This is a genomic window from Nostoc punctiforme PCC 73102 (assembly GCF_000020025.1).
GTDB classification, from domain to species: domain Bacteria; phylum Cyanobacteriota; class Cyanobacteriia; order Cyanobacteriales; family Nostocaceae; genus Nostoc; species Nostoc punctiforme.
In genome coordinates this window covers 310,513-331,586 of sequence record NC_010631.1, presented here as the reverse complement: position 1 = coordinate 331,586, position 21,074 = coordinate 310,513, and the positions used below count along the sequence as shown (strand labels likewise).

Genomic DNA, 21,074 nt, shown 5'->3' with positions numbered 1-21,074 from the left:
ATGTGCGGCGAAGTATCGGTGGTTTTGTCAAAATATCGGCCACAGGCAAAACAAGAGTTGCGAAATCACTGGGGGAGAAGCTTTTTGCCATCAGTAGTGAAGGGTGCGAAAGCAAAGAAGTCATCACCAGGACAGATGAGTTTACCTTGGGACAAGCAGCAAGTAACCGAGAGTACTGAGGTGCATGAGGTAGCAGCAAAATTTATTCAGGAAAATTGTTATCAGCCACCAGTGCCAGGTATCGGTTTCGCGTAATGCTGATTATTGGGAAATAAGGGTGTGATAAATATTTACAAACTTGTGAAAGCTTTATATGTTACACTCTACAAGTCTTGGCGCGAGAGAAGAGAAATATTAATCCTTCACTCTCACTAACTTTAAACCCCCCCCACTCCCTAGCCCTCCATAACTCAAACGAACCCCCCCGCAGTAATTTGGGAAGAATAATACGAGTATAAATTTTAACGGGTAGTGCCCCTGGCGGCGATGGCAAATTCTCCACTCCTTGGCCATTTTTTCCGAACTTTTCCATTAACTCATTATTGCTCAACCAATCTAATTGTTTCCAACCTATACGCTCACCAAACGCATCCCATTGTACTACGTCATATCTTGGACTACCTAAACTCTGGTAAATTTCCGCTTGGATGCTGATGCCAAATCTATTGTTACTGCTAATAAGCCAGAGCCTATTGATTTCCCGGAGAGTTTCACAGGGGAAATCCTTCAGCAGTTCCTCCCAATCTTCGTAGTTTTCTTTAACCATGACTTGGTAAAAAATCCAAGCAGTTTCTTCATCTGCCTTTTGCCATTGTTTCTGCTGAAGATAATTTTCCAACTGAGTACATAGTCCATCCTTTACCAAGTCATCGGCAACTTTCCTCAATTCGGATTCAAAAGCTTTATCGGCTTCTAAATTACATTGAACTGCCAACATCTCATCAAAGCCTTGCCTGAATCGTTCAGGATTTTCTTTGTTAGCGAACTTCAATCGAAAAATCTCTTGCCATTTTTCTTGGCTTTCGTTTTCTTTATTCCCCCACAATTGATGTAATCTTTCATGAGCTTTCTGGTAGAGAGAATAAACTTTTGGTGCTTCAGGGAGGCGGATAGTGGGGATGATGTGGGTAATAATACGTGAAACTCGATAAAGCCGTTTGGATTCGTCTGGTTCGGGGCTGACTTCTATCAGTCCCAGTTTTAGCCCCGTTTGTAATTGCTGTTGATAATTAGGAAGCTGATCACAAGCCGCTTCTAAAACTACCATTGGAACAGGAATATCATAAACTAAGCAATAGCTAAGAATCTTTTGTAGTAACTCATCAATTAGCCGATATAGCTCCTCCCAAATAATTTGAGCTTTCCATAATTCAGGACTTTGTTCTAGTTTTGTTAATCTCGTTTCTACATCTATATTGCTTAATTCATCATTGAGGAATTCCAATAACCGAGGATTACCATCTGCTAAATTTAACGCTCGTTCCCGTAAATTATCAGGTATTTTGCCAGAGCTAAAATTTTCTAAGCGACTAACTTTTTTAGTTAACTCAGCTTTTTTAAATGGTTCTAGACCTTGTTTATATAAAAAATCTAATAGGTCAGAATCAAAATCATAACGACAGGTAATAATAATTCTATTATTAGTTCCTGTTGATTGGATTGCTTGTACTAAAGCTTCTAGAATCGGGGCTACTTCAGCTTTAAGAACATATTGCCCTTCACGGGGTTCAAGATTCCATTCAAAATCATCCAGAATTAAGAGAAATGATTTTTCTCCTGTTTCTGCTAATTGAGTAAACAAGTAAATTAATCGAGATTTAAGTGGGATTTTGCTATTTTCTAGATCAGGTATTAATTCTAGTTGCTTTGGATTAATTAATTTATCTTTTAGTTTTTTAATTAAATAAGATTCATCAATTTGTTGCCACCAAAGAATCTTTTCATGTTCAGGCAACCTATCCCATAGTCGAGAGGCAATACTACTCTTTCCCCATCCTCCCATACCGTGAATTAAGATCCCTACTTTGTCAAAATCTGTTTTTAGAGTCCGCAAACAGTTTTGTAATTGACGGCGACGACCAACAAAGTTCTCTCTTGTTGTCACCCTTAAGCGTTTTTCATCATCTCTGAACTCCACTTCATTAGACGGTTTAGGTAGTTGCTTGCGTCTCGGAGTTCTTAATGAAGTTACTAACGTTCCTGGTAAAGTATTTGCTGCATACAGCCGTAATTTATGCCAATCTGGTACTTTTTGCTCAATTGATTTTTGATAAGTAGAAGCCATCGCTTGTGTTAGCGTTCCTCCTTGTGATAACTCCCAATACAATTGACCAGCAGCAGCAGTCGCATCAGTATCTTTGACTCGCTCACCCCAACCAATAACAGCAGTTGCGCCCATGCTGAGTAGTTTTTCTGCCATCGAAGGAACTGCACCCTCTGACGAATAACCTGTACGGCAACCAGATAGGAAGACTAACGCAGGTAAACGAAACATCATGGCTTTTGCGATCGCGTCCGTACTGCTATCAACTCGATTGCCATATTCATCTTCAGTCAGAAAGCAGGGCGTTTTATCATTAACAGTAGCGTGGCCTGTTAAATGAAAAACATCAAAATATCCTGCCTCATATTCCCGAACCACATAACTCAATTCATTTAAACAGCCACTTTCTTCTACTCTCAGATTAACGGGAGTGCGCTTGGTTGCCGACAAAATCTTCCCTTCCTCTGCTTCATAATCCAATTCCGGTTCAACCCCCAAGGGCGAGGTCGCCATAAATAGCACATTGAGAGGGCGATTTTGAGGATTATCAGCCGTAACTATTGGTTGACCATTGGACATCCAACGCACCGGAATAATCGGAGGCGTTTTCTCTACCAAAAAGCACTTGCCATCATGCAGCAGTTCCCAAGGCAGATGAGCTAGTCCCTTGTCTGTGGCGATCGCTATTACTAATCCTTGTTGATGGGGGTGATTGAGGGCATTAGCTAAGAGGCGATCGCTTTTGTCTAGCCAATTGTACAGTGCTTGCCCAGTAACAGAATAATCTACAGGTAAGCGGGTATAGTAGTCGGTTTCTGCTCTATCACCCAACTGCTTGATTTCAGCTACAGACAGTTTATGTTCTTTATAATCTGAAGGATTATCCCAAAAATAACGCAGAGAAACGTAATCCTTGCCTTGCTCTTTCAAGCTGATGTGGAGAATTTTCATTTTTTCTTAGATTTTTCCAAAATCGCTTGGATTTGCTCTACTGTTGCGTCTTTGAGCAGCAGCCGATGATTATCAGGTGTGACAATCAAAACTTTCTCAATCCTTGCACCTGTTGGGTCGTATAGCGATTTTTGGTATTTTTCCTTCCACTTGTGGAGACTCTCTGCGATCGCAAATGTGCCACTGACAATCCCAATTATGGTTGCAATTGTGGCTACTGTTCCTTCCCGTTCTACTTCATCAATTGTCTGATAGCTTCCCTCTATTCCCTCAATCGCTAACAGTTCCTCTGTAGCTTTTACCGCATCTTTTCCTTGGATTTCAATTTTCATATTGCCAAATTTTCAATAAAAAATTCTTTTTGAGGTTTCGGTGTGGGGATTTATGCTGACATAAGATTTCTCAACTAGTCTCGAATTAGCTGACTTTTATCAATGCTTCTATCGTTGCCATCCTCACTTCAAGCTCTGCTACCTTTTGATTTAATGCTTTACACTTGAAACTTGAGAAGATGATTGTACCTCATTAGTTTTCAGCCACTGCTCAATCATCTCCACTACGACATGACTCATCTTCAGCCCACGCAAAGCACAAGCAGCATGAAAGCGTTTCTTCAGGTCGTCTGTGATACTAATCTGCATCATGGTTAATCTAGATAGTACCTATATAAAGCTACAAATATATAAGACAGGATTCCAGACTGACTATAGCAGTCTCAGTAAATTTACGATAGAGTTTGTTTAAGCAAATTTAAGCTTATTTACAAAATACTCGCTTTTTGCCCTATTCCGTCTCGATTTGAGTGTTTAAAAACAATTTTTCGCTTGAATGAATTAATTTGCTGATTAGTCACTGTTTCTTCCCTTTCACATTTCCGTTATGGAGAGTCGGGAGTGATCTCAGCAGACGCGCCAAATCGCTAGCAGCAGATTGTCACTTTTGTTGATGGCGAGAGGTTGTTGATCAACAATGCTGATTTAGATGCACCCAGCGTTCCCTTTACCAGAGAGCGTAAATATTCACCAGAATATACCGAAGCGATCGCTGCTATTGAAGAACGCCATAAACAGGAACTAGAGCGACTTTCCCAGGAATTGAGAGTTGGGCTACAGGCAGAAGCAGGAGCTAAAGCCGAAGCCCAGGTACAAGAGCAAATCTCATCCTTGCAAAACCTGTACAAGCAGCAAAGGGAGCAAAACGTTCAATTGCAGCAGCGATTGGATGAGATGGAATCATTACGGCAGTTGGAGACTGAGAACCAACAGCTTAGACAGCGTATTCAAGATTTGGAAAACGCTGTAAAGCAACATCCTTCACAACAATGGGGAAATACCATGACCCAGCAAGCGACTAAAGCTTTGAACAAGCAGGTCAAACTTGCCCTAGAGAAAACCATTGATCTGCGATCGCTAGCTGCTGAACCACCCAAAGAGAACGCCCAAGAATGTCTGCGCTTGATGGGTATGGCACTGAAAAACCTTGCCAGTGCCATGAACAGCACTCAAGCGCTCGAAGCCGCAGCGATAATTCTGGGCAGTAGTCCGACTCCTGAAGCGATTGCTTACCGAGCCGAACAACTGGAAATGCTACCCCAGGCAGTTAGCGACATTAGGGCAGTGCTAGTTAAACCGGGGTGTATGTGGCAAGAGTTTTGGGCAGTAGCGCAAGAGTATGAGGTAATCAAACAGGACTACTGGGCGGAATTAACAACCCAAGAGACTGATTTAATTACTGCTCTCCAGAACACATCCTCTCAACCGGACACAATCGGGCTTGGTTCTATCGTTGCCCACGCTGATCCATACCGCACTTTGTATGTCGAGAGGGGTGAAGTTGTAGAGGATTTAGGCGAAGAGTTCCTGGTTGCCTGGGATTGTTGGAAAGAGCGCTCAAAGAAGACTGAGAGGTACTTTCGAGATGAATTGCGATTCTGGCAAGCTCAATAGGTTTCCAGTGTATCGGTAACTTTTTAGACGAACAAATATCGAACTAAACCCTGCGATGCCGAAGGCGGTAAACAACGCTGTAGGGAAAATTCCGTGCGTCAACATAAACAGGAGATTGTACAATGACTGCAACTATTACTCGTCCCAAACCGAAAAAGGCTGCTGCTAGTAAAAAGGAATCCCCATATAAAAGACTTCATGTGATTATCCCCATCGAAGATATGCTCTGGGCATCGCAGCAAAAACCATCAGTTAATCAGCTATGGCAGGAATGCTGGACGGCTGACCCTTATGGTTCTCGGTGGATGCCCCTTTCTACTCCGATGGGTTACATTACTTTTATCTCTGCGAAGAAAATTCTCTCCGACAGTGGGCTATTCATCTTCAAGCCCGACAAGTCCATAGAGGATGGCCGAGAAACGGCTAGCTGGATGGTGAAGAATTTGCATGGTAGCCGGATGAAGGAATTTTGGGAGAAAGCTAATGCTGAAAAGCAAGAACCAGATTCTCTAAAACAAGAACCAAATGCTGGGGATTCAGAGATAGATGCTGGCTCTGAAGAAATACGTGCTTTGTATAAAGCGTCTATTTTAGCTAAAGACCAGTCAGAGCAAGGGTTTCAAAAACCCTCACGAACTATTCAGGAACAGCTAACGAACTCTTTTGAAGAGTTCGTTAGCTGTGTCTCTGACACGCTAAATGAGATTTTGCAAGTTGAGAAGACGGCTCACGCGCCCTTGGGGGGCGCTTCGCCTCAGACTGTCGAGGGCGTGTCAGAGAATGAGGAAGACTCGCCTACGGCGAATGACTGTACATCGCTGGCGCTTGTGGAAGCTGTACAGGGTGAATCTGCTTCGCTGTTGGCAGAGAACCAAGTCTCTGGCGTTGAAGCGATATTCCCTCATGAAGGCACTGATTCCGCCGCGCCCGTTGCCGAAAATGAATTTTCTTCAACTCCAGCGATCGCAGATCAGAAAATAGAACCGAGTTGCCCCTCTGCTGAGTTGATGACTGAAAATTCAGTTTCGGGTGTAGAAATGAAAGCGGATCATGAGGGTGAAAGTTTCGCCGCGTCCGTCGCCCAAAATGAAAAATCTCTAAATTCTGCGATGCCTGCGGCGGGCATAGCCATCGCAGAACTACAAGAATTTATGATAATGCCCGGATGCCCGTGAGGTGAGAAAAGCTAGAGTGGTAAAAGTTGCTAGAGTAGATTTTTAATGATTGAAGTATGCGTAAATAGGTAAACCAAAATTTTCAATAATAACGAATTTACTACGTTTAAGTTTTTTCTCTAGCTAGCTTTGCCACTCTAGGATTAAACAAGGTTAAAGAAGTAAGCTCATTTTTGCAACTTAGGTACAACTTTGATGCATCGACCTGCATCAAAGTTGCAGATTCATGCAACTAAGGTCGGCGTTGCATAAATCGAGATCATTAAAGCGTGACGAAATTAACAGCAGTCAGCGTCGTAGTATTAATGCCAGTCAGCGTTGCCAAAATCTCATTCGTAGAAGTCACCAGGATATTGTTACCTGAGAAACTTAATTGCCCAAAGCTCAAACCACCATACAGTCCAATCAAATCATTATTTTTAGTGAAATCAGTAATCGTATCAGTACCTTCCCCAGCAGCAAAAGCAAAGATATCGTTACCGTTGTCACCCGTGAGAATATCACTGCCAGCGCCACCATAGAGGAGATCATTGCCAGCACCACCGTAAAGGGTATCATTTCCCGCACCACCAATGAGAGTATCATTTCCCGCATTACCTCTCAAAAGATCGTTACCACTTAAGCCGTTGATGATATCGTCACCCCCTTGACCATTCACCACATCATTGGAATTGTCAAAACCCGTAATGTTGTTGTTGAGGTCATTGAGGAAGGTAACAGTGTTTTTGTTCAACAGGCTAGTTTGAGTGGAATTAGCATCAAACACATCAATACTGTTGGTGATGGTGGTTTGTCCAGGAAATAGAATATTCTCACCATCGAGGTTTTCTAGTTGGAAATTTTGGAGAATGACTTTGCTATTACTGCTATTAAATAAATCTTCAAAGGTAATTTCTAAATTGTTACCATTTTGAGTTAATTGCAGATTTTGAGCGCTAAATAGACGGAAGCCACTGTTGTCTATAAATTCCAAAGTGTCTAGGGAGGCAATTACCGCTTGTGAGGGATTTGAATCTTTACCAATGCCACCGAAATCTGTGATTATATCAGTACCAGTATCATAGTTGCTCTCTAAAAGATCGTAAACAAATTTATCATTGCCGACACCACCAGTTAAAATGTCATTACCCTTCCCACCTATCACGACATCATTTCCTGCACCGCCAATAATCGTATCATTACCGTCATAGCCCCCGGAAAGCGTATCGTTGCCATTGTTGCCTATAATATAGTCATCGGAGACTGTGCCAGAGATATCTAATCGTTCGATATTCTTGTAACTAACCCGATTACTGCCTGCTGTAATTACTCCAGCATTAGTAGTGGTATTGTATGTCGTTGTAATACCTGTTGTATTAGTGTAGTAATCAACTGACAGTATATCGTCGCCTTGACCGCCATTGATCGTATCATTGCCACCACTGCCTGTAGAGAGCGTATCATTGCCATTGTTGCCCAAAATGTTGTCATCGTAGGCTGTACCTGTGATATTTAATCGTTCAATATTCTTGTAACTAATCTGATAAGTACCTGCGGTAATTAAGCCAGTATTAGTAGTGGCATTGAATGTTGTTATGATTTTGCTTGTAGCATTACTGTAATCAATAGATATTACATCGTCACCCTTACCCCCATCTATCGTATCTTTGCCACCATTGCCTGTGGAGAGTGTATCGTTTCCATTGCTCCCCAAAATCAAGTCATCGTCGGCTGTACCTGAGATATTTAATTTTTCGATATTCTTGTAATTAACCCCATACGTACCAGCAGTAATTGTTCCCTTGTTTGTAGTTGGATTGAATGTCGTTATGATCCCTCCAGCAACATTGCTGTCGCTGTCATGAAAAGGTAACAAATTGAAAGATAACAAATCGTCACCCTTACCTCCGTCTACCGTTTGAGTCACTAAATAAGAGTTAGAGGGGGAACCATCTGAAGATATGGTGCTTAGAGAGAAAGAATCATTGCCATCGCCCCCAGAGAAAAAGTTACTGCCCGTTGAAGCGCTAGCATACAAGTAATCGTCACCAGCGCCGCCATTGAGCGTGTTATTGCCAGAGGATGGTACGATAAAAGAGTTTCTTGTGTAAGTGCCAGAGGTAGAGAGAGTATCATTGCCATCGCCTCCAGACAGTAAGTTATTACCCGTTGAAATATCAGCATACAAGCGATCGTCACCAGCACCACCATCGAGGGTGTTATTACCCTCTGAGGTAAAATTAAGCTGCCCATTATCACTTTTAGTACCAGAGGTAGAGAGATAATCATTGCCATCGCCTCCAGAGAGTAAGTTATCGCCGGATGGAGACTCAGCATTCAATGTATCGTTACCAGCACCACCGTCAAGGGTGTTATTGCTTGAAGAGGCAATATAGCTGTATCCGCTGTAAATAGGAAAAGAAGAGGTGGAAAGATAATCATTGCCATCGCCCCCAGAAAGGGAATTATTGCCTGTTGTTCCCCTAGCATTTAAAGTATCGTCACCAATGCCACCATTGAGAGTGTTATCGCCTGTTGAAGTATCAACATTCAAATAGTCTTCACCAATGTCACCAATGAGTGCATTATTGCCTTGATAACCAATGAGAGTATCATTCCCTGCACCACCAATAAGAGTATCATTCCCTGCACCACCCCTCAGTATGTCGTCGCCACTCAAGCCGTCAATGCGGTCATTTCCACCTTGACCATTGATCACATCATCTGAGTTGTCAAAGCCACTAACATTATTGGAGAGGTCGTTAAGGAAGGTAACAGTGTTCTTGTTGAAGATAGTGCTTTGGGTGGAGTTGGCATTGAAAACATCAAAGCTGTCGGTGATGCTAGTTTGCCCATCAAACTCTATATTGCCCAAGTCTACACTGGCTCCGGTAGATTTGCTCAGGTTTTCCAGGTTTTCCAGGGCAAAGTTTTCCAGGATGACTTTGGAATCAAGCACATTTTCAAATGTGATTTCCAGATTCTTTCCATTCTGCGTCAGCAGCATATTTCGGTCAGTCAAGGCAGCACCTTGGAATTGTAGTGTATCCACTTCGGCGATGACTCCTGCCGAGGGATTTACGCCTTTGCCTATACCGCCAAAATCCGTGATGATATCAATTCCGGTGTAATAGTTGTAAACAAACTGATCTTTGCCACCACCACCAGTTAGGGTGTCATCACCTTCGTTACCTGTGATGGTATCGTTACCTGCTTCTCCATTAATCGTGTCCGCTTCGTAACTGCCTACTAGAGTATCGTTACCGTTGGTTCCAATGATATTCGCCATAATTTTCTACCTAAATTGATTTTTTCAGTAACTTTCAGTTGTGAATTTACAGTTTTCCTTGTTTTCAAACACAAAATTTCACCGAAATCTGCATATTTCAGACCTCAACCTTGATGAACAGTAAATTTATCGAAAACTTACCCAATTAGATGGCTTTAACTATGACTTATTTACTATTCTCTTACTATCTAAGTCTTAAGCACTGTACAGAATTATCAGGGTGTGTATTCATCACAATTGAATGCATACAACCACCCTTCATATTTTTTTTGCCAGTGCTTAAGTCCTACTAGAAAATAAAATAGTTAACATTTGACTTTTGAGCGGCAAAAAAAAATTCTGCCCTCATTGTTGACTATTTGGTGTGAATGTCTAGCTTGAAGAAATAGCCTCAAAATAACTGCTTAGTAAATATATTACTTAGATATCTATGCTGAAAAATGCATCTTTGCATATTCTTCACATTATTTGCCGAAAAATGTATATATAAATACTGAGCTTTGTATATTCTTTACATTCTTTTGATTGTGATTTTTGATTTGTCGTTGTGAGAGACAATAACTCTACTACATCGGCCCTCTCTCCTCATCCTCTTCTTTTGGCAAAGGTATTGACCAGTTAACAAAATAAATGACTAATTTTTCCAAAAATGAATAGATTGTTGCTGACGCTTGAGCCGATAAATTCTTGCTGGATAATTATCATTACTCCATCCGGCTTCAATCTGGTGTGTGTCAATCAGATCCTGCAATCCCTTATCAAGGACGCTGTAACTACAATCAAATATGTCTTTTAATTCTCCAGCAGTTTTCTCGCCAGAACGCAGAGATTCTAAAATAGCCTGATTAATAGGATTCATAATTGCTCCACTAAAATTTACTTAGATATCAAATATAAGAATTCAACTATTCTGAATACATCTGTCTGAATAGTTAAAACATCAACAGAAATTTTCATGAATCAATCTACCAATCATATTAAATTGCTTCTCAATTATGACTTTTGAGTGATGAATTTTTATTATGAACTCTATTCTCTGGAACTGATTAGTGAGACTCGTTACCAAAAGAAGCACTCCCAAGAAAGCTAGAAAAAGTAACTAGCATCCAACCGAAACAAATATGTTTTTGGGTTTGCCAATCGTATCTGTCTTCTATTGTCTAGATTGTTTTAGCTTCAACAATTTCTAATCCCCAATAGCCTAATGCACTGATGCCAAACAACATAGCGCTGACGATAGATAATTTAGCGATGACTTTGAAAATGCAATTGGTTAAACTAGGCGGTGTTTGAAAGGATTCTCTGTGACGATGATGGATAGCTAGTTCACTTGGAGCTACAACCAAAACACGTCTTGGTTTTTGTTGAATGAGTTGGGAGACAATTTGTTTATTATCAGTCATAGGTCAAACCAAAGCCTGTTGGTTATAGCTAGATTAGTTTCAGTAATTATATTGTAAACTTTCGTTAGGGTGATGTGGTTAAATTTACATAATTTTTTCACCCAGAAAAGATGTTGTAGTGTAATAAGCTCACGGGAAAAAATCTGGTAGTCCCAACATTTTGGTGTAGGTAATCAGAAATAGTGCCAAACCTTATGCAAACCAAGCCCACAAGTGAGGAAAATCATTGCTGAAACGCTCACTAGTTTCTTGTTCTAAAACCTCTTATAAATGCTGATGTCTGATAAATTAAAAGTACCTAAGATTACTAGTACAAAGACTGAAGCATTAAGCAGTAATATTTATCACGATAAAGCTATAGCTTAAATAGATGAATACTTTTGTTTTTACTAGAGGCTACTATGAAAAATTATTGCTTTTTGGCGGTTGTCGCGATCTTAGCTTCCCCAAGTCTAGCTTTAGGACAAAGTAGCCCCAACCCCCCATCAGATAGCCAAAATCAGGGTAACGGACAGCAATTTCAGCAGCACAAAGACGAAATCCTCAAACGTATTAGTGCGCGGCTCTCTGAGATACAGCAAAGAAAGAGCTGTGTCGAAGCTGCAAATAATCGCCAAGCTCTTGAAGCCTGTATGCCGCGAGGACAAGGACAAAGACGAGGACAAGGACAAGGACAAGGACAAGGACAAGAACGGGGACAAGAACGGGGACAAGGACAAGAACAATAATTGTAGAGATGGAAGTTGAAAATATCCCCCAGATGCGATGTGCATCTGGGGGATATATTTAATTAATCCGCATCGCTATAGTAAATTGGCTACAATACTTTACAACAAGCTAATTTACAAATGTCGCCAGAAGTTCTTACTGATAGTCTTGAGACTGACTACCTTGGATTCTACAGTTGGTTCTTTTGTAGAAGCAGCAGCTACCACAGCAACTTGTGGTACAGGTGCGGCTAACAGAGAATTAAGCAGTTCCATTTGATAGTCAACATCTCTTACACTGCGGTAAATCCCGTGATAATCTATCTGCATTCCCAAAGGTGTGGGAACGATTTTCAGATACTCATTTAGGGCGCTAATATAGCCATCATGGTAGATATGATTAGCAATACAAGGGCGGATGATGTTTAATAGATGTATTGCTCGTCGGATGTCTCCAAGACTGCGTAAGCCATCCATTTGTGGCTGAGTTTCGCTGTAGCCCTTAGCTTTTTTCTCAGCGACTAAGTTATGAAATTTGTTAACAGCCTGTTGATAATTTCTTAATGTGTGGACTTTGGTTTGTGCCTGATAACCAACACGTCCCCATTGGACTGTTAAGTTGCTATCCTCAACTTTGGCACTCCAGAATTTATTATTGTTTTGGATCGCGTTAACAAAGACTAAATAGATTTCCATGTTCTTTACCCAATTAACCCGTTAATTTCTGGGCATTGCCTCTCGAAATTGGTATTGTGATGAAATATTTTGACAGAATGAAAATTGTGGTTGTCCCCATAGAATCAGAGGGCGTAGGCGCAGCCCGCCGCAGGCATCGCCTTATCATCAGTTCATGTTTCTGAACTTAGCAGTCCTGAGAGATTGAGTTTTCGCCGCTTGTGCGGGACTACTAGCCCGTCGCGCGGTGGATGCCCACGCTTGCATACGCTCTACAGCCGCCGCATCCTGGATGGCAAGCGGGGTAATGGTTTGACGACAGGTTTCGAGGTCAGCAAGCGTGACCTGCTGCGGTCTATCCTCATCGAATGCCAGCAGTGCCGCTTCTGAAGCAAGGGTTTCCAGTTCTGCGCCGGAGAATTTCGCGGTGGAAGCTGCGATCGCTTCGAGGTACTCCGATTCCAGGTGAATGCCAAAACGTTGCAGATGAATCCCTAGAATCTGGACTCGTTCTGGTTCTGTGGGAAGATCAACAAAGAAATTTTCATCAAAACGTCCTTTCCTTTTGAGTTCAGACGGTAACGCAGAGGGGTCATTGCAAGTTGCCACGACAAACACCCCACTAGTTGATTCCGACATAAACGTAAGAATATTGCCCAGAATCCTCTGTGAGACTCCACTCGTGTCACCAGTTCCCGAAAGTGCTTTTTCTATCTCGTCTACCCATAAGATGCAGGGTGCGATCGCCTCGGCAGTTTTCAAAGCCCGTCTGACATTCCCCTCAGACTCACCGACCAGACTACCCAAAAGGGAAGCAATGTCTAGCTGGAGTAATGGCAAATTGAGAATATTAGCGATGTTCTTAGCGACACTCGTTTTACCCGTACCTGGAGGCCCTGCAAGTAACAACCCTTTGGGTTGCGGTAAGCTAAGACTTCGCGCCTCTTGTGTGAATAGTCGCCGCCGCCTCATCAGCCACTCGCGCAGTAGATCCAAACCGCCAAAAGGAATGGTAGCTGGCTTACCCAACTCGATACCCATTTGAGACAGTAGCCGAGTTTTGTACTCGACGGCTTTGGGGATAAAATCAGCGTCAACGACGACACCATCATTAGTTAAGTTTTCTTTGACTGTTAAGCGAAGAAAATCACTAATCTCCTCCAGGGTTAAACCCAGCGCTGCACGAGAAAGAGTTTCAAATTCAGCATTTTCAAGCGTAACAGTAAAACTTAATTCTTGCTCCCTAGCTGACTGTTGTAGGTCATGCAAATAAGAAGTGATATGAAGTAGTATTTGGTCAATACTAGGTAAAGGGACTTCACAATAAGGAATCAATCTGATTAGAGATTCGTGTAATTGTATGTTCTGTCCTAAGAGTACGATGCGTTTATCTGTGGGTTTTAACCTGTGGTAAAGGTTTTTAACTTTGGATAAAATCTCCCAACTCAATTGGAGTGAATTCTTAGCAATGAAAGGGTGAATATCTCCAAGGATAAATACACCATGACCGCTAAAGTTAGCAATGTAGTCAAATACAAATAGCAGTGGGTCAGCCTGTGGAGGTCTTTTGTACTCTGCAACTGGCTTAAACACCAGTCCACCATCTGCCGCAATCAGGCATTGCTCTAAGGTTGATACTCCCAGATTCCAGAAGAACACTGGACATGAGAGCTTGCTCGATGCCTCTGTAGTTAACCACTGAATGATAGTTGCTTCATCGGGGGACAGGACATCAACTGCGGCGATCGGGATTTGTGAATCGAGCGTGGAGAGGAGATTTGAGAGTTCCATGTCAATTATTCAAATATTTCACTTATGAAATGGCGAAGCCTTTATGATCAGCAGTTACCAGCCGAGTTAAAACTGGTAACTGATGACTAATTACTGACGCAAACGTGTTTGATTACTGTTCGTAGCCCGAAGCTGTTGGGTTTGGGCTTCATCCTTGTAGGTGCGATCGCTCTCGCTGACAACTCCAAGTGCCTCTTCAAATGGTTGCGTAGCCGATAAACAACTCAAACCCTCGAACCCTTTAGCCTCCACTCGAACTTCACCTGTAGCGTCGTCAAAATGAATCAAAACTGAACGTTCCATGTTTATCTCCTCACGTACTGTTTAACTTCTTGATGTCCGGCAAACGTCAGCCGTAGGGTTTGCACTGTACCGTTGGTTTCTTCAGCGATCGCACATTCCCCGAACTTTTCTTGTAACTCGGCAGCTTTAGCTTTTACCAAACGTTTACCGTAAGCCAGCATTAGTTTATTGCTGAAAAAGTCTTTGCCCAGCTTCGGAACTGTTTCGTAACTGTCGTGGATTATCTCGTACACGCCGCTTGACTGACTCCACTTAAATCCGATGTCTGCACGGGCTTTTATGGTGCGACCAGATACGATAATTTCAGCGCTTTGTCCTTGAGAATCACCGTAGTATCCTTTTAGTGGCTGTGCTGTTTCGTGAACTTGCGGATTCAGTTTCAAATCTTGTAAAGCTTGTACCAGACATTCACGGTTAACAAGCTTGGTTTTAACAGTTGAGAAATGCGACATTTTTAGCTCCAAGGCTTTCAAATTGGTTTGAGAAATAGTAAAGGTGCTATATCCTTTTTGGGTTATTCTGGAAACTACGTATTAAATCCATTGGGATCAGTCTTGAGCGAATGCACCCGCCCAAGACTGTTTTTACCTGAACTTGAACGACATCACCGTAGCTTTTGACAAGCCCACATCGTCAGTCGCAAGTGATTGTAGATTGCGTTGTTCATCTAACAACTTGATGCGGATCTCTTGCATTTTTTGCTGTAATTGACTCCGCGTATCAGAACCAAGATTCTTCGACTCAATCGCTGGGTCGGTGACAATCGAATCTAAGTGCGCCATCATCTGTTCTAAACTGCTGCCAGCTTCAGGTGAGGCATTTGCCAGTAACACCCGCACTTTCATCAGGTGTTTTTCCATCTTTTTTTTGAACTGTACTGGCTTACGTCCTGGCTCCCAGTCGCTCAATTCTTCAAGGAGTTGCGCGGCGAGTTGTTCACCACCAGCTAAAGCAGATTCCCGTAGCCTTTGCTCCAGATTTTGGTCATACTGCTGAATGAACTTGGTAATCTGGTCAAGACATTTGGCTTGTTGCTGGTTCAGTTGTTCGGACAGTGCCGGGATAATTACCGGACGACCAATAACGACTTGCAAATAGTCTTCAAGATCGGTCAGAGTCGGAAATGCTCTTAGCAAGTTGGCTTTGACTGACTCTTGCTTATCCTGTGCTAATTCCCAGGTGTTAAGTGAAAGGAACTGATCAATGCGCTCTTGATAATCAAGAAGTCCCGCTTCGTAATCAGCTTTTAATTGATTACGCAATCCAGGAGCGATATTATCTCTGATATTGATTAACTGACTCCAAACGAGTGGAGCCAAATCAATCGGACAAATCCAATCTCCAGTATCAGCAGACATCCACTCTTGAACCGAAGCAATCTCTTGCCTCAATTGGGCAGCAGCTTCATCCAGCTTTTTGAATACCTTAATACCTCGCAGACCGACTTCGGAATTTGTGACTTTAACGAGGTCTGATTCTATTTCAGAAACTTCAGCTTTTAAAACATCTGCCCATTTAGGAGCGGCAGACTTTGTACTTTTCTTTAGTTGAATACGAAATCTGATGCGAGTTTTATTTAATTGCGAGAAATTGTGGCGCTCGACTACTGCATCAGTTAGGAAATTTGCAACAATAGGGTTGTCAATTGCTTGTACCATGATTATTGACCTCAATCATTATTTTTCACTTTCGATTAAGCGAAGCTTTCTTTGTGGTGATTTCTCAAGAGAGCGAATGTCTGTAGTAGCTCTATAGATTACTTTTGTAGAGCCATTTTGTAGTCGGATATGTCTTTTAATGACTGGTGGTTTATGTATTGACATGGCTAAAATAGTTGAAGTTGCTGTGAATTATCCTGTACCGCAGGTTTTTCATAAACCATACCTTCGACCTCATAACAGCGAGTCATGAGTTTGTTTCGGTTTAGTCGAAAGCTGACTTTTTTTCTTTGATTTGGCAAAGGCAAAAATAGATACTGTGGATGTTGGATAGTACCTTCATCACCCAAGTATCGTGAAAGCGTACCGTCGATTTGGTAAACTTTCGATGAGCTTAATAGTGTTGCATCGTACACTTTAATCAAATTTGTTTCCATCTGATTAGTATTGAAGTAGAGTGTGTGATAATCTTTTGTGGAATCGATTTTTCTCTCCAGTCAGATTCAATCAGTCTGACTGGAGAGTTTTTCACACATAATCTGATTCAATTTTTCCTTTGATTCATCTGGTAGCGCTTGAAAATCAAACTCTTTAGAATCCCAAACTTCATCTAGACTTGTAGACTCATCAACAATATTTGCAATCAAACAAGATTCATCCCTGTAATCCCAACCGTTAGCCAAAAGCCACGGTAGAATTCCCCCAGATTGCAAAAGTTTTTCCAGGTCAAACAAGTCAGAAAATGGTTGTAGATTTTCGATGCTGGGATGAACAATTGTAATAGTCATCTGTGATTATTTGTGAATATTTGAACAGCACGTATTAGTTGTAGACAAAGCTTGAGTCACTCATAACTACAGTCCCCCAAACTCTTGTTACAACTTTTAGCAGTCACAGTTTCGACATAAGTCGGTAATGTCTTTGTCAATCAGATGTGCAATGTTAGATTCATGAAATGAAGCTGATTTTAGTGACGCACAAGGCAGGTAAATCCTGCCTTACTTCATCTTTAAGACTAAAACGCCATCTCAAGAGCAGCTTTGGTTACAGCAATTGCCTGCTTGCTGACCTCACGCCAGTTCGTTTCTTCGTTGTAGGATGCCATGATTAATTCCGACCCAACCCATACGCGACAGAACAACACATTTTCATCTGTTGTCCCTGGCTGTGGCTGTAGTGTGATGGGAGAATACAATTGTTCTGGGGTCAAAGTTGCGATCGCGGCTAATACAGATTTAGCAAAGTGAGTATCATGCCCACTTTCTAATATATAGGGTCTGTCTGCTTGAATTGTAATCAGCAACTTGTAAACTTCTTTTCCTCTGCGCTCACACTTCTCGAATTTCAGTTCTTTTAGATATCCAGTTAAGGCAGTTTGGGTAATCGCACTCGCTTCACTGTTGTTTAGGGTATACCAGAGTGAACCATTGTGACGATTGCAGTAGATTTTGCTACTGCCTGCATCAGAGTGCAATCCTAGTTTTGGCTTATTGATTGAAGAGATTAATTGCTTGAGTAGTTCCTCTTGGCGCATTAAAGCAGCAAGTAAATCCGATGTTTCTTGAGGGATCATTTGTTTGTACCAAAAGTATTTTCACTTTCGCATTGGCGCAGCCGTTTAATTGTGATATATGAAGCGTAGAGCCAATAAAACAGCGCTCTTGATTTCACAAAAGCGCTTTTAACTAATAATTATTTGTAGTTACAGGTTATTCGTGCGAATTAAATCTTGCTAACAACTCTTCACGGGATAAACTAGACAATTCCAGTAAAAATCTTGCAAAGTCATCTAGTGCTAACTGCAACAGATTATCGACTACTCTTGAGAGTTCTTCATCCACAGAACCAAACCGGAATCTCAACAGGTTTTCTACAACCTGACGGCGTTCTTGCTCTACTCCCTCTTGTACAGCTTGCGCTCTTGCTTCTTGATAAGCTTCTGTTAAATTCATAATTAACTCCTGGTCATCTTCAGTTAAATCTGTCTGCGTCATCACACTACTACGCCATCTGTAAACTATGTCTAAAACATTTTGGCGTAGTCGGTTGGATGAAGGAAGTGCAATGATTTCACTTACTGCTTGTTTTTGAATTACTCCCCGTCCCAAAAGCCTTAACCATAGCGTCTCTGAAGTAACTGGTAGTTGGTTAATAGCTACTATTGCAATTCTAAAAACATTAGGCAGAATGTATATTCCAGTAGTCCAGTTTTTTAGCTCTAATTGTGCGCCAAAACCTTTGAGTAAATCTGGCGAAGCTGATGGTACTAAAATCCACAAACGAGGTAAATTATCATCATCTAAAGTTTTCCCTTCTGCCGATGCCCGACAGTTCAAAGTTGAAAAGACATTTAAAAGTTTATGTAGGCAGCTTCGGACTTCTGTTTCACTAATTTGCTCACAATAAACTTTTATTGAACAATCACTTTGAGCAACTTTAGCAAGTAATCCAAGTGAGTGTCTTTCAGTTTGAATTGTCCCTTTCGGAAAAAACAGAACAATTCCCCGCCTTTCTGAACCTGTTATTACGCCGCTAACTTCTACACTACCTAATGATGAAAGCAAGCCTTCGAGATAATGCTCAACAAAGAGACTATAAAATTTTTGGGTCATTCAAAGGACAAATTGCGAAGGATAGTTTATACCAATACCAAAATCGCTTTCGTTGACTGGGAAAGTATTAGTCTTAATCAATACTCTCCTAAAGCAGCTTGAAAAACTTGTTCAGCAGTTAAATTTAGCTCTCTTAAAGTAGGTGATTGAATCCGGTCATTTCCTCGAAATTGAGTAACTTGATATTCACCTTCGACTAAAGCATAAACTGATATTGTTGGTTGTTTAGGATTTCCAATAAATCGCTTTCCACCAAGAGCAGCATAGTCAACAATCCAATATTCTGGAATCCCAATTTCCTCGTACTCACCAAATTTCAGGAAATAATCATCACGCCAATTTGTACTTACAACTTCCACTGCTAATGGAATTGATTCTGCTTGAGTAACTGTTGATGCTCTTTTCCAGAGCGGTTCATTGCTCAAGTTAGGAAGATTCAATACTAATACGTCTGGAATATAACCAGATTTCTTATCAACTGATTTGACTAATACTTGACCAGGAATAGTATAAGCTAGATTAAACCTGCGAATCTCAAAATTGAGTTCTCTAATCAGAAATGCTCTAACTAGCTCATGTTCTCCTGTTGGCTGCATTTCTACTATTGCTCCTTTATATAATTCATATCTGCCATTTTCTGGTTTCCACTCTAGAAATTCTTCAAAAGTAACTGGTTCTGGTAAAGCTTGAAACATCGTATTATCTCTTCAAGTTTGAACTGATACCGACAGAATGTTTGATCGCGCAAAATTTTTAGATTTGCTTTTATCTTTACATTTAAATAAAGGATCTCGTTTTCAAATTGGTAAGTGGACAGTTTTTCTAATTTCTCCTGTCCACTGTCAGATTTCTTTAATTTTACGCTACCGCCAACTCCTGACGAACCTGTGGCACTTTATTAGTCACCACATCTTGAGTAAAGGATTCTACAGCCTCTTTGAGGCTCCAATACTTCATGCCATTACTACCTTGCCAATAGTACGTCTTGGGGTCGTTTTCCCAGATTTCATCGGGGTTTCTGACCTTGAAGAGTATGCCCAAGAATACACCATCTAGATAGACGTTGTGAGCCGTCTGGATGTCAGTCTTGCCCACATAGGTCAGTCGGTAGCCGTCCACTGGCGTACACAAGTCTTCTGCACGAGTACCACGATACCCACAGTTACCGCAGCCATGACCATCACAATCTGGGCAGATGGCAGCAGGCATATTCCACTTCGGTATGGTGAAGTCCCATTCCGCAAGTGGGGTTAATATTCGAGCCTTGTGGGAAATATAACAAGCAGCATGACCGGTTACTTTATCAGAATGGTACTGGACGCTCAACGATAGCCAATCACAATCACCCAACAAGCCAATTTTCTCAGAAGCTTGTTTTAATTCCTTTTCTTCCTTGTGATTGCGCTCTACTGGAGCAGAAAGACTCGCTTTTACCTCTGCTACTGCGCGTTTGAAGGATTGTTTGTGGTATCGAGCATAACCGTGGGTCATTTTTACCCACACGATATCATCACTGTTGATCCAGATAGTCACTACATCTTCGGGCTTGCACTCTTTTGAGTAATCCGACTGATTGACGATGGTTGCAATGATTTGGCGATCCTGTGAGGTTAACGGATCTTTTGTTAGCGTAGGGGCTGAAAGTTGTGTCATCATTAGGAAATACCTCTTAAATGGGTAAAAAGGCGATCGCAGACTTTCCAGGGACGGCGATCGTCCTATTTTTATTAGTCAGTTCGTTGTGCTTTCAGCACAACACTCTCACTCTAGAATTGGCGAAGCCTTATAAAAATGCTAGAGTGGTAAAACTCGCTAGAGTAGATTTTTCATGATTGAAATAGGCCTAAATAGGTAAACCAAAATTTTCAATAATAACGAATTTACTACGTTTAAGTTTTTGCTCTAGCTAGTTTTGCCACGCTAGTAAAAATGTTCAGGGGTAAAGCCTATTAACTGATGTCAAAACACCAGACAGCACAAAGCTGTAGAGAAGATATTGGATTCATCGTGCCCTCTGTACAGCCATGTTGTATTTTTTAAAAAGGCGATTGCATACAACTGAGTACGTAATCGCCTTAATTCTGGGAGGATTGAAGTTTTTACAACCAGTTTTTAGACTTAGTTTGGTCATCGGAATCATCTCGCGGCGGCTTGACCATTACAAGTTTAAGGCTTCCGGCTGCTAGTCCCGGCGGCGACTGGTTATTGTGGTTTCGTATCGTTAACTCGATTTGTAAGGGTTGAATTTTGAGCGCTTCTTTGTTTTTCAAAAGAGGCATCGCGCTCGTCTCCTCTCTTATGATTACTATATTACTACGCTCA

At 41.6% G+C, this 21,074-nt stretch carries 22 protein-coding genes and 1 pseudogene; 5 read left to right on the top strand and 18 right to left on the bottom strand.

The window, feature by feature from the left end:
* Complete coding sequence (locus NPUN_RS35075; RefSeq protein ID WP_234711182.1) at positions 1-255, top strand: hypothetical protein; 255 nt, start codon at positions 1-3, stop codon at positions 253-255.
* A gap of 61 nt (positions 256-316) precedes the next feature.
* Here NPUN_RS35075 and NPUN_RS35070 read toward each other — a convergent pair whose 3' ends face one another.
* The 3 genes from NPUN_RS35070 to NPUN_RS39765 all read right to left on the bottom strand — a co-directional run bounded on the left by NPUN_RS35070 (position 317) and on the right by NPUN_RS39765 (position 3,858).
* Complete coding sequence (locus tag NPUN_RS35070; protein WP_012413135.1) at positions 317-3,214, bottom strand: GUN4 domain-containing protein; 2,898 nt, start codon at positions 3,212-3,214, stop codon at positions 317-319.
* Entirely contained in the window at positions 3,211-3,546 is a 336-nt protein-coding gene (locus NPUN_RS35065; protein WP_012413134.1) for a hypothetical protein, read from the bottom strand. The genes NPUN_RS35070 and NPUN_RS35065 overlap by 4 nt, the downstream gene beginning before the upstream one ends.
* Positions 3,547-3,696: 150 nt before the next feature.
* The gene (locus NPUN_RS39765) at positions 3,697-3,858 is read right to left on the bottom strand and encodes a plasmid partition protein ParG (RefSeq protein ID WP_234711181.1); all 162 of its coding nucleotides are present in this window, start codon (positions 3,856-3,858) and stop codon (positions 3,697-3,699) included.
* Between the two features lie 204 nt (positions 3,859-4,062).
* Here NPUN_RS39765 and NPUN_RS35060 point away from each other — a divergent pair.
* Positions 4,063-5,160, top strand: a pseudogene (locus tag NPUN_RS35060) (hypothetical protein); the annotation flags it as partial.
* 122 nt (positions 5,161-5,282) lie between these two features.
* Positions 5,283-6,335, top strand: a complete 1,053-nt coding sequence (locus NPUN_RS38100) for a hypothetical protein (RefSeq protein WP_012413132.1) — start codon at positions 5,283-5,285, stop codon at positions 6,333-6,335.
* Between the two features lie 262 nt (positions 6,336-6,597).
* On the opposite strand, the gene NPUN_RS35050 is transcribed toward NPUN_RS38100, so the two are convergent.
* From NPUN_RS35050 to NPUN_RS35040, 3 genes are all read right to left on the bottom strand, one after another.
* A complete protein-coding gene (locus NPUN_RS35050; protein WP_012413131.1) occupies positions 6,598-9,603 on the bottom strand; it encodes a beta strand repeat-containing protein in 3,006 nt (1,001 codons plus the stop codon).
* Between the two features lie 634 nt (positions 9,604-10,237).
* Positions 10,238-10,462: a hypothetical protein gene (locus NPUN_RS35045; protein WP_012413130.1), complete on the bottom strand. Its 225-nt coding sequence runs from the start codon at positions 10,460-10,462 to the stop codon at positions 10,238-10,240.
* Positions 10,463-10,763: 301 nt separating this feature from the next.
* A complete protein-coding gene (locus tag NPUN_RS35040; RefSeq protein WP_012413129.1) occupies positions 10,764-11,006 on the bottom strand; it encodes a hypothetical protein in 243 nt (80 codons plus the stop codon).
* 401 nt (positions 11,007-11,407) lie between these two features.
* On the opposite strand from NPUN_RS35040, the gene NPUN_RS42375 reads away from it, so the two are divergent.
* The gene (locus NPUN_RS42375) at positions 11,408-11,734 is read left to right on the top strand and encodes a hypothetical protein (RefSeq protein ID WP_012413128.1); all 327 of its coding nucleotides are present in this window, start codon (positions 11,408-11,410) and stop codon (positions 11,732-11,734) included.
* A 114-nt stretch (positions 11,735-11,848) separates the two neighbouring features.
* Here NPUN_RS42375 and NPUN_RS35030 read toward each other — a convergent pair whose 3' ends face one another.
* From NPUN_RS35030 to NPUN_RS38095, 11 genes are all read right to left on the bottom strand, one after another.
* Positions 11,849-12,409: a WGR domain-containing protein gene (locus NPUN_RS35030; protein WP_012413127.1), complete on the bottom strand. Its 561-nt coding sequence runs from the start codon at positions 12,407-12,409 to the stop codon at positions 11,849-11,851.
* 147 nt (positions 12,410-12,556) lie between these two features.
* On the bottom strand, positions 12,557-14,179 hold the full coding sequence (locus NPUN_RS35025) for an AAA family ATPase (protein ID WP_012413126.1): 1,623 nt from the start codon (positions 14,177-14,179) through the stop codon (positions 12,557-12,559).
* Positions 14,180-14,269: 90 nt separating this feature from the next.
* Entirely contained in the window at positions 14,270-14,482 is a 213-nt protein-coding gene (locus NPUN_RS35020) for a DUF2997 domain-containing protein (RefSeq protein WP_012413125.1), read from the bottom strand.
* Positions 14,483-14,484: 2 nt separating this feature from the next.
* Positions 14,485-14,934, bottom strand: coding sequence for a DUF1257 domain-containing protein (locus NPUN_RS35015; protein ID WP_012413124.1), 450 nt, complete (start codon positions 14,932-14,934; stop codon positions 14,485-14,487).
* A gap of 132 nt (positions 14,935-15,066) precedes the next feature.
* On the bottom strand, positions 15,067-16,140 hold the full coding sequence (locus NPUN_RS35010; RefSeq protein WP_012413123.1) for a hypothetical protein: 1,074 nt from the start codon (positions 16,138-16,140) through the stop codon (positions 15,067-15,069).
* A gap of 167 nt (positions 16,141-16,307) precedes the next feature.
* Positions 16,308-16,577, bottom strand: a complete 270-nt coding sequence (locus NPUN_RS35005; RefSeq protein WP_012413122.1) for a hypothetical protein — start codon at positions 16,575-16,577, stop codon at positions 16,308-16,310.
* Positions 16,578-16,643: 66 nt separating this feature from the next.
* The gene (locus tag NPUN_RS35000) at positions 16,644-16,928 is read right to left on the bottom strand and encodes a hypothetical protein (protein ID WP_012413121.1); all 285 of its coding nucleotides are present in this window, start codon (positions 16,926-16,928) and stop codon (positions 16,644-16,646) included.
* A 227-nt stretch (positions 16,929-17,155) separates the two neighbouring features.
* Positions 17,156-17,713, bottom strand: coding sequence for a hypothetical protein (locus tag NPUN_RS34995; RefSeq protein ID WP_012413120.1), 558 nt, complete (start codon positions 17,711-17,713; stop codon positions 17,156-17,158).
* A 136-nt stretch (positions 17,714-17,849) separates the two neighbouring features.
* Entirely contained in the window at positions 17,850-18,752 is a 903-nt protein-coding gene (locus NPUN_RS34990) for a hypothetical protein (RefSeq protein WP_012413119.1), read from the bottom strand.
* Between the two features lie 77 nt (positions 18,753-18,829).
* A complete protein-coding gene (locus tag NPUN_RS34985) occupies positions 18,830-19,447 on the bottom strand; it encodes a Uma2 family endonuclease (protein WP_012413118.1) in 618 nt (205 codons plus the stop codon).
* A 163-nt stretch (positions 19,448-19,610) separates the two neighbouring features.
* Positions 19,611-20,243, bottom strand: coding sequence for a hypothetical protein (locus tag NPUN_RS38095; protein ID WP_234711180.1), 633 nt, complete (start codon positions 20,241-20,243; stop codon positions 19,611-19,613).
* Between the two features lie 182 nt (positions 20,244-20,425).
* Between NPUN_RS38095 and NPUN_RS42370 the strand changes: the two genes are divergently transcribed.
* Positions 20,426-20,584, top strand: a complete 159-nt coding sequence (locus NPUN_RS42370; RefSeq protein WP_167315719.1) for a hypothetical protein — start codon at positions 20,426-20,428, stop codon at positions 20,582-20,584.
* A gap of 267 nt (positions 20,585-20,851) precedes the next feature.
* On the opposite strand, the gene NPUN_RS34975 is transcribed toward NPUN_RS42370, so the two are convergent.
* Positions 20,852-21,031 (bottom strand): hypothetical protein, encoded by a 180-nt coding sequence (locus NPUN_RS34975; RefSeq protein WP_041566590.1) that lies wholly within the window; start codon positions 21,029-21,031, stop codon positions 20,852-20,854.
* Between the last annotated feature and the right edge of the window lie 43 nt (positions 21,032-21,074).

Bases quoted from the DNA above. Each gene is read 5' to 3' on its own strand.
- NPUN_RS35075 (WP_234711182.1), top strand. From the start codon at position 1: ATGTGCGGCGAAGTATCGGTGGTTTTGTCAAAATATCGGCCACAGGCA.
- NPUN_RS35070 (WP_012413135.1), bottom strand. From the start codon at position 3,214: ATGAAAATTCTCCACATCAGCTTGAAAGAGCAAGGCAAGGATTACGTT.
- NPUN_RS35065 (WP_012413134.1), bottom strand. From the start codon at position 3,546: ATGAAAATTGAAATCCAAGGAAAAGATGCGGTAAAAGCTACAGAGGAA.
- NPUN_RS39765 (WP_234711181.1), bottom strand. From the start codon at position 3,858: ATGATGCAGATTAGTATCACAGACGACCTGAAGAAACGCTTTCATGCT.
- NPUN_RS38100 (WP_012413132.1), top strand. From the start codon at position 5,283: ATGACTGCAACTATTACTCGTCCCAAACCGAAAAAGGCTGCTGCTAGT.
- NPUN_RS35050 (WP_012413131.1), bottom strand. From the start codon at position 9,603: ATGGCGAATATCATTGGAACCAACGGTAACGATACTCTAGTAGGCAGT.
- NPUN_RS35045 (WP_012413130.1), bottom strand. From the start codon at position 10,462: ATGAATCCTATTAATCAGGCTATTTTAGAATCTCTGCGTTCTGGCGAG.
- NPUN_RS35040 (WP_012413129.1), bottom strand. From the start codon at position 11,006: ATGACTGATAATAAACAAATTGTCTCCCAACTCATTCAACAAAAACCA.
- NPUN_RS42375 (WP_012413128.1), top strand. From the start codon at position 11,408: ATGAAAAATTATTGCTTTTTGGCGGTTGTCGCGATCTTAGCTTCCCCA.
- NPUN_RS35030 (WP_012413127.1), bottom strand. From the start codon at position 12,409: ATGGAAATCTATTTAGTCTTTGTTAACGCGATCCAAAACAATAATAAA.
- NPUN_RS35025 (WP_012413126.1), bottom strand. From the start codon at position 14,179: ATGGAACTCTCAAATCTCCTCTCCACGCTCGATTCACAAATCCCGATC.
- NPUN_RS35020 (WP_012413125.1), bottom strand. From the start codon at position 14,482: ATGGAACGTTCAGTTTTGATTCATTTTGACGACGCTACAGGTGAAGTT.
- NPUN_RS35015 (WP_012413124.1), bottom strand. From the start codon at position 14,934: ATGTCGCATTTCTCAACTGTTAAAACCAAGCTTGTTAACCGTGAATGT.
- NPUN_RS35010 (WP_012413123.1), bottom strand. From the start codon at position 16,140: ATGGTACAAGCAATTGACAACCCTATTGTTGCAAATTTCCTAACTGAT.
- NPUN_RS35005 (WP_012413122.1), bottom strand. From the start codon at position 16,577: ATGGAAACAAATTTGATTAAAGTGTACGATGCAACACTATTAAGCTCA.
- NPUN_RS35000 (WP_012413121.1), bottom strand. From the start codon at position 16,928: ATGACTATTACAATTGTTCATCCCAGCATCGAAAATCTACAACCATTT.
- NPUN_RS34995 (WP_012413120.1), bottom strand. From the start codon at position 17,713: ATGATCCCTCAAGAAACATCGGATTTACTTGCTGCTTTAATGCGCCAA.
- NPUN_RS34990 (WP_012413119.1), bottom strand. From the start codon at position 18,752: ATGACCCAAAAATTTTATAGTCTCTTTGTTGAGCATTATCTCGAAGGC.
- NPUN_RS34985 (WP_012413118.1), bottom strand. From the start codon at position 19,447: ATGTTTCAAGCTTTACCAGAACCAGTTACTTTTGAAGAATTTCTAGAG.
- NPUN_RS38095 (WP_234711180.1), bottom strand. From the start codon at position 20,243: ATGACCCACGGTTATGCTCGATACCACAAACAATCCTTCAAACGCGCA.
- NPUN_RS42370 (WP_167315719.1), top strand. From the start codon at position 20,426: ATGGGTAAAAAGGCGATCGCAGACTTTCCAGGGACGGCGATCGTCCTA.
- NPUN_RS34975 (WP_041566590.1), bottom strand. From the start codon at position 21,031: ATGCCTCTTTTGAAAAACAAAGAAGCGCTCAAAATTCAACCCTTACAA.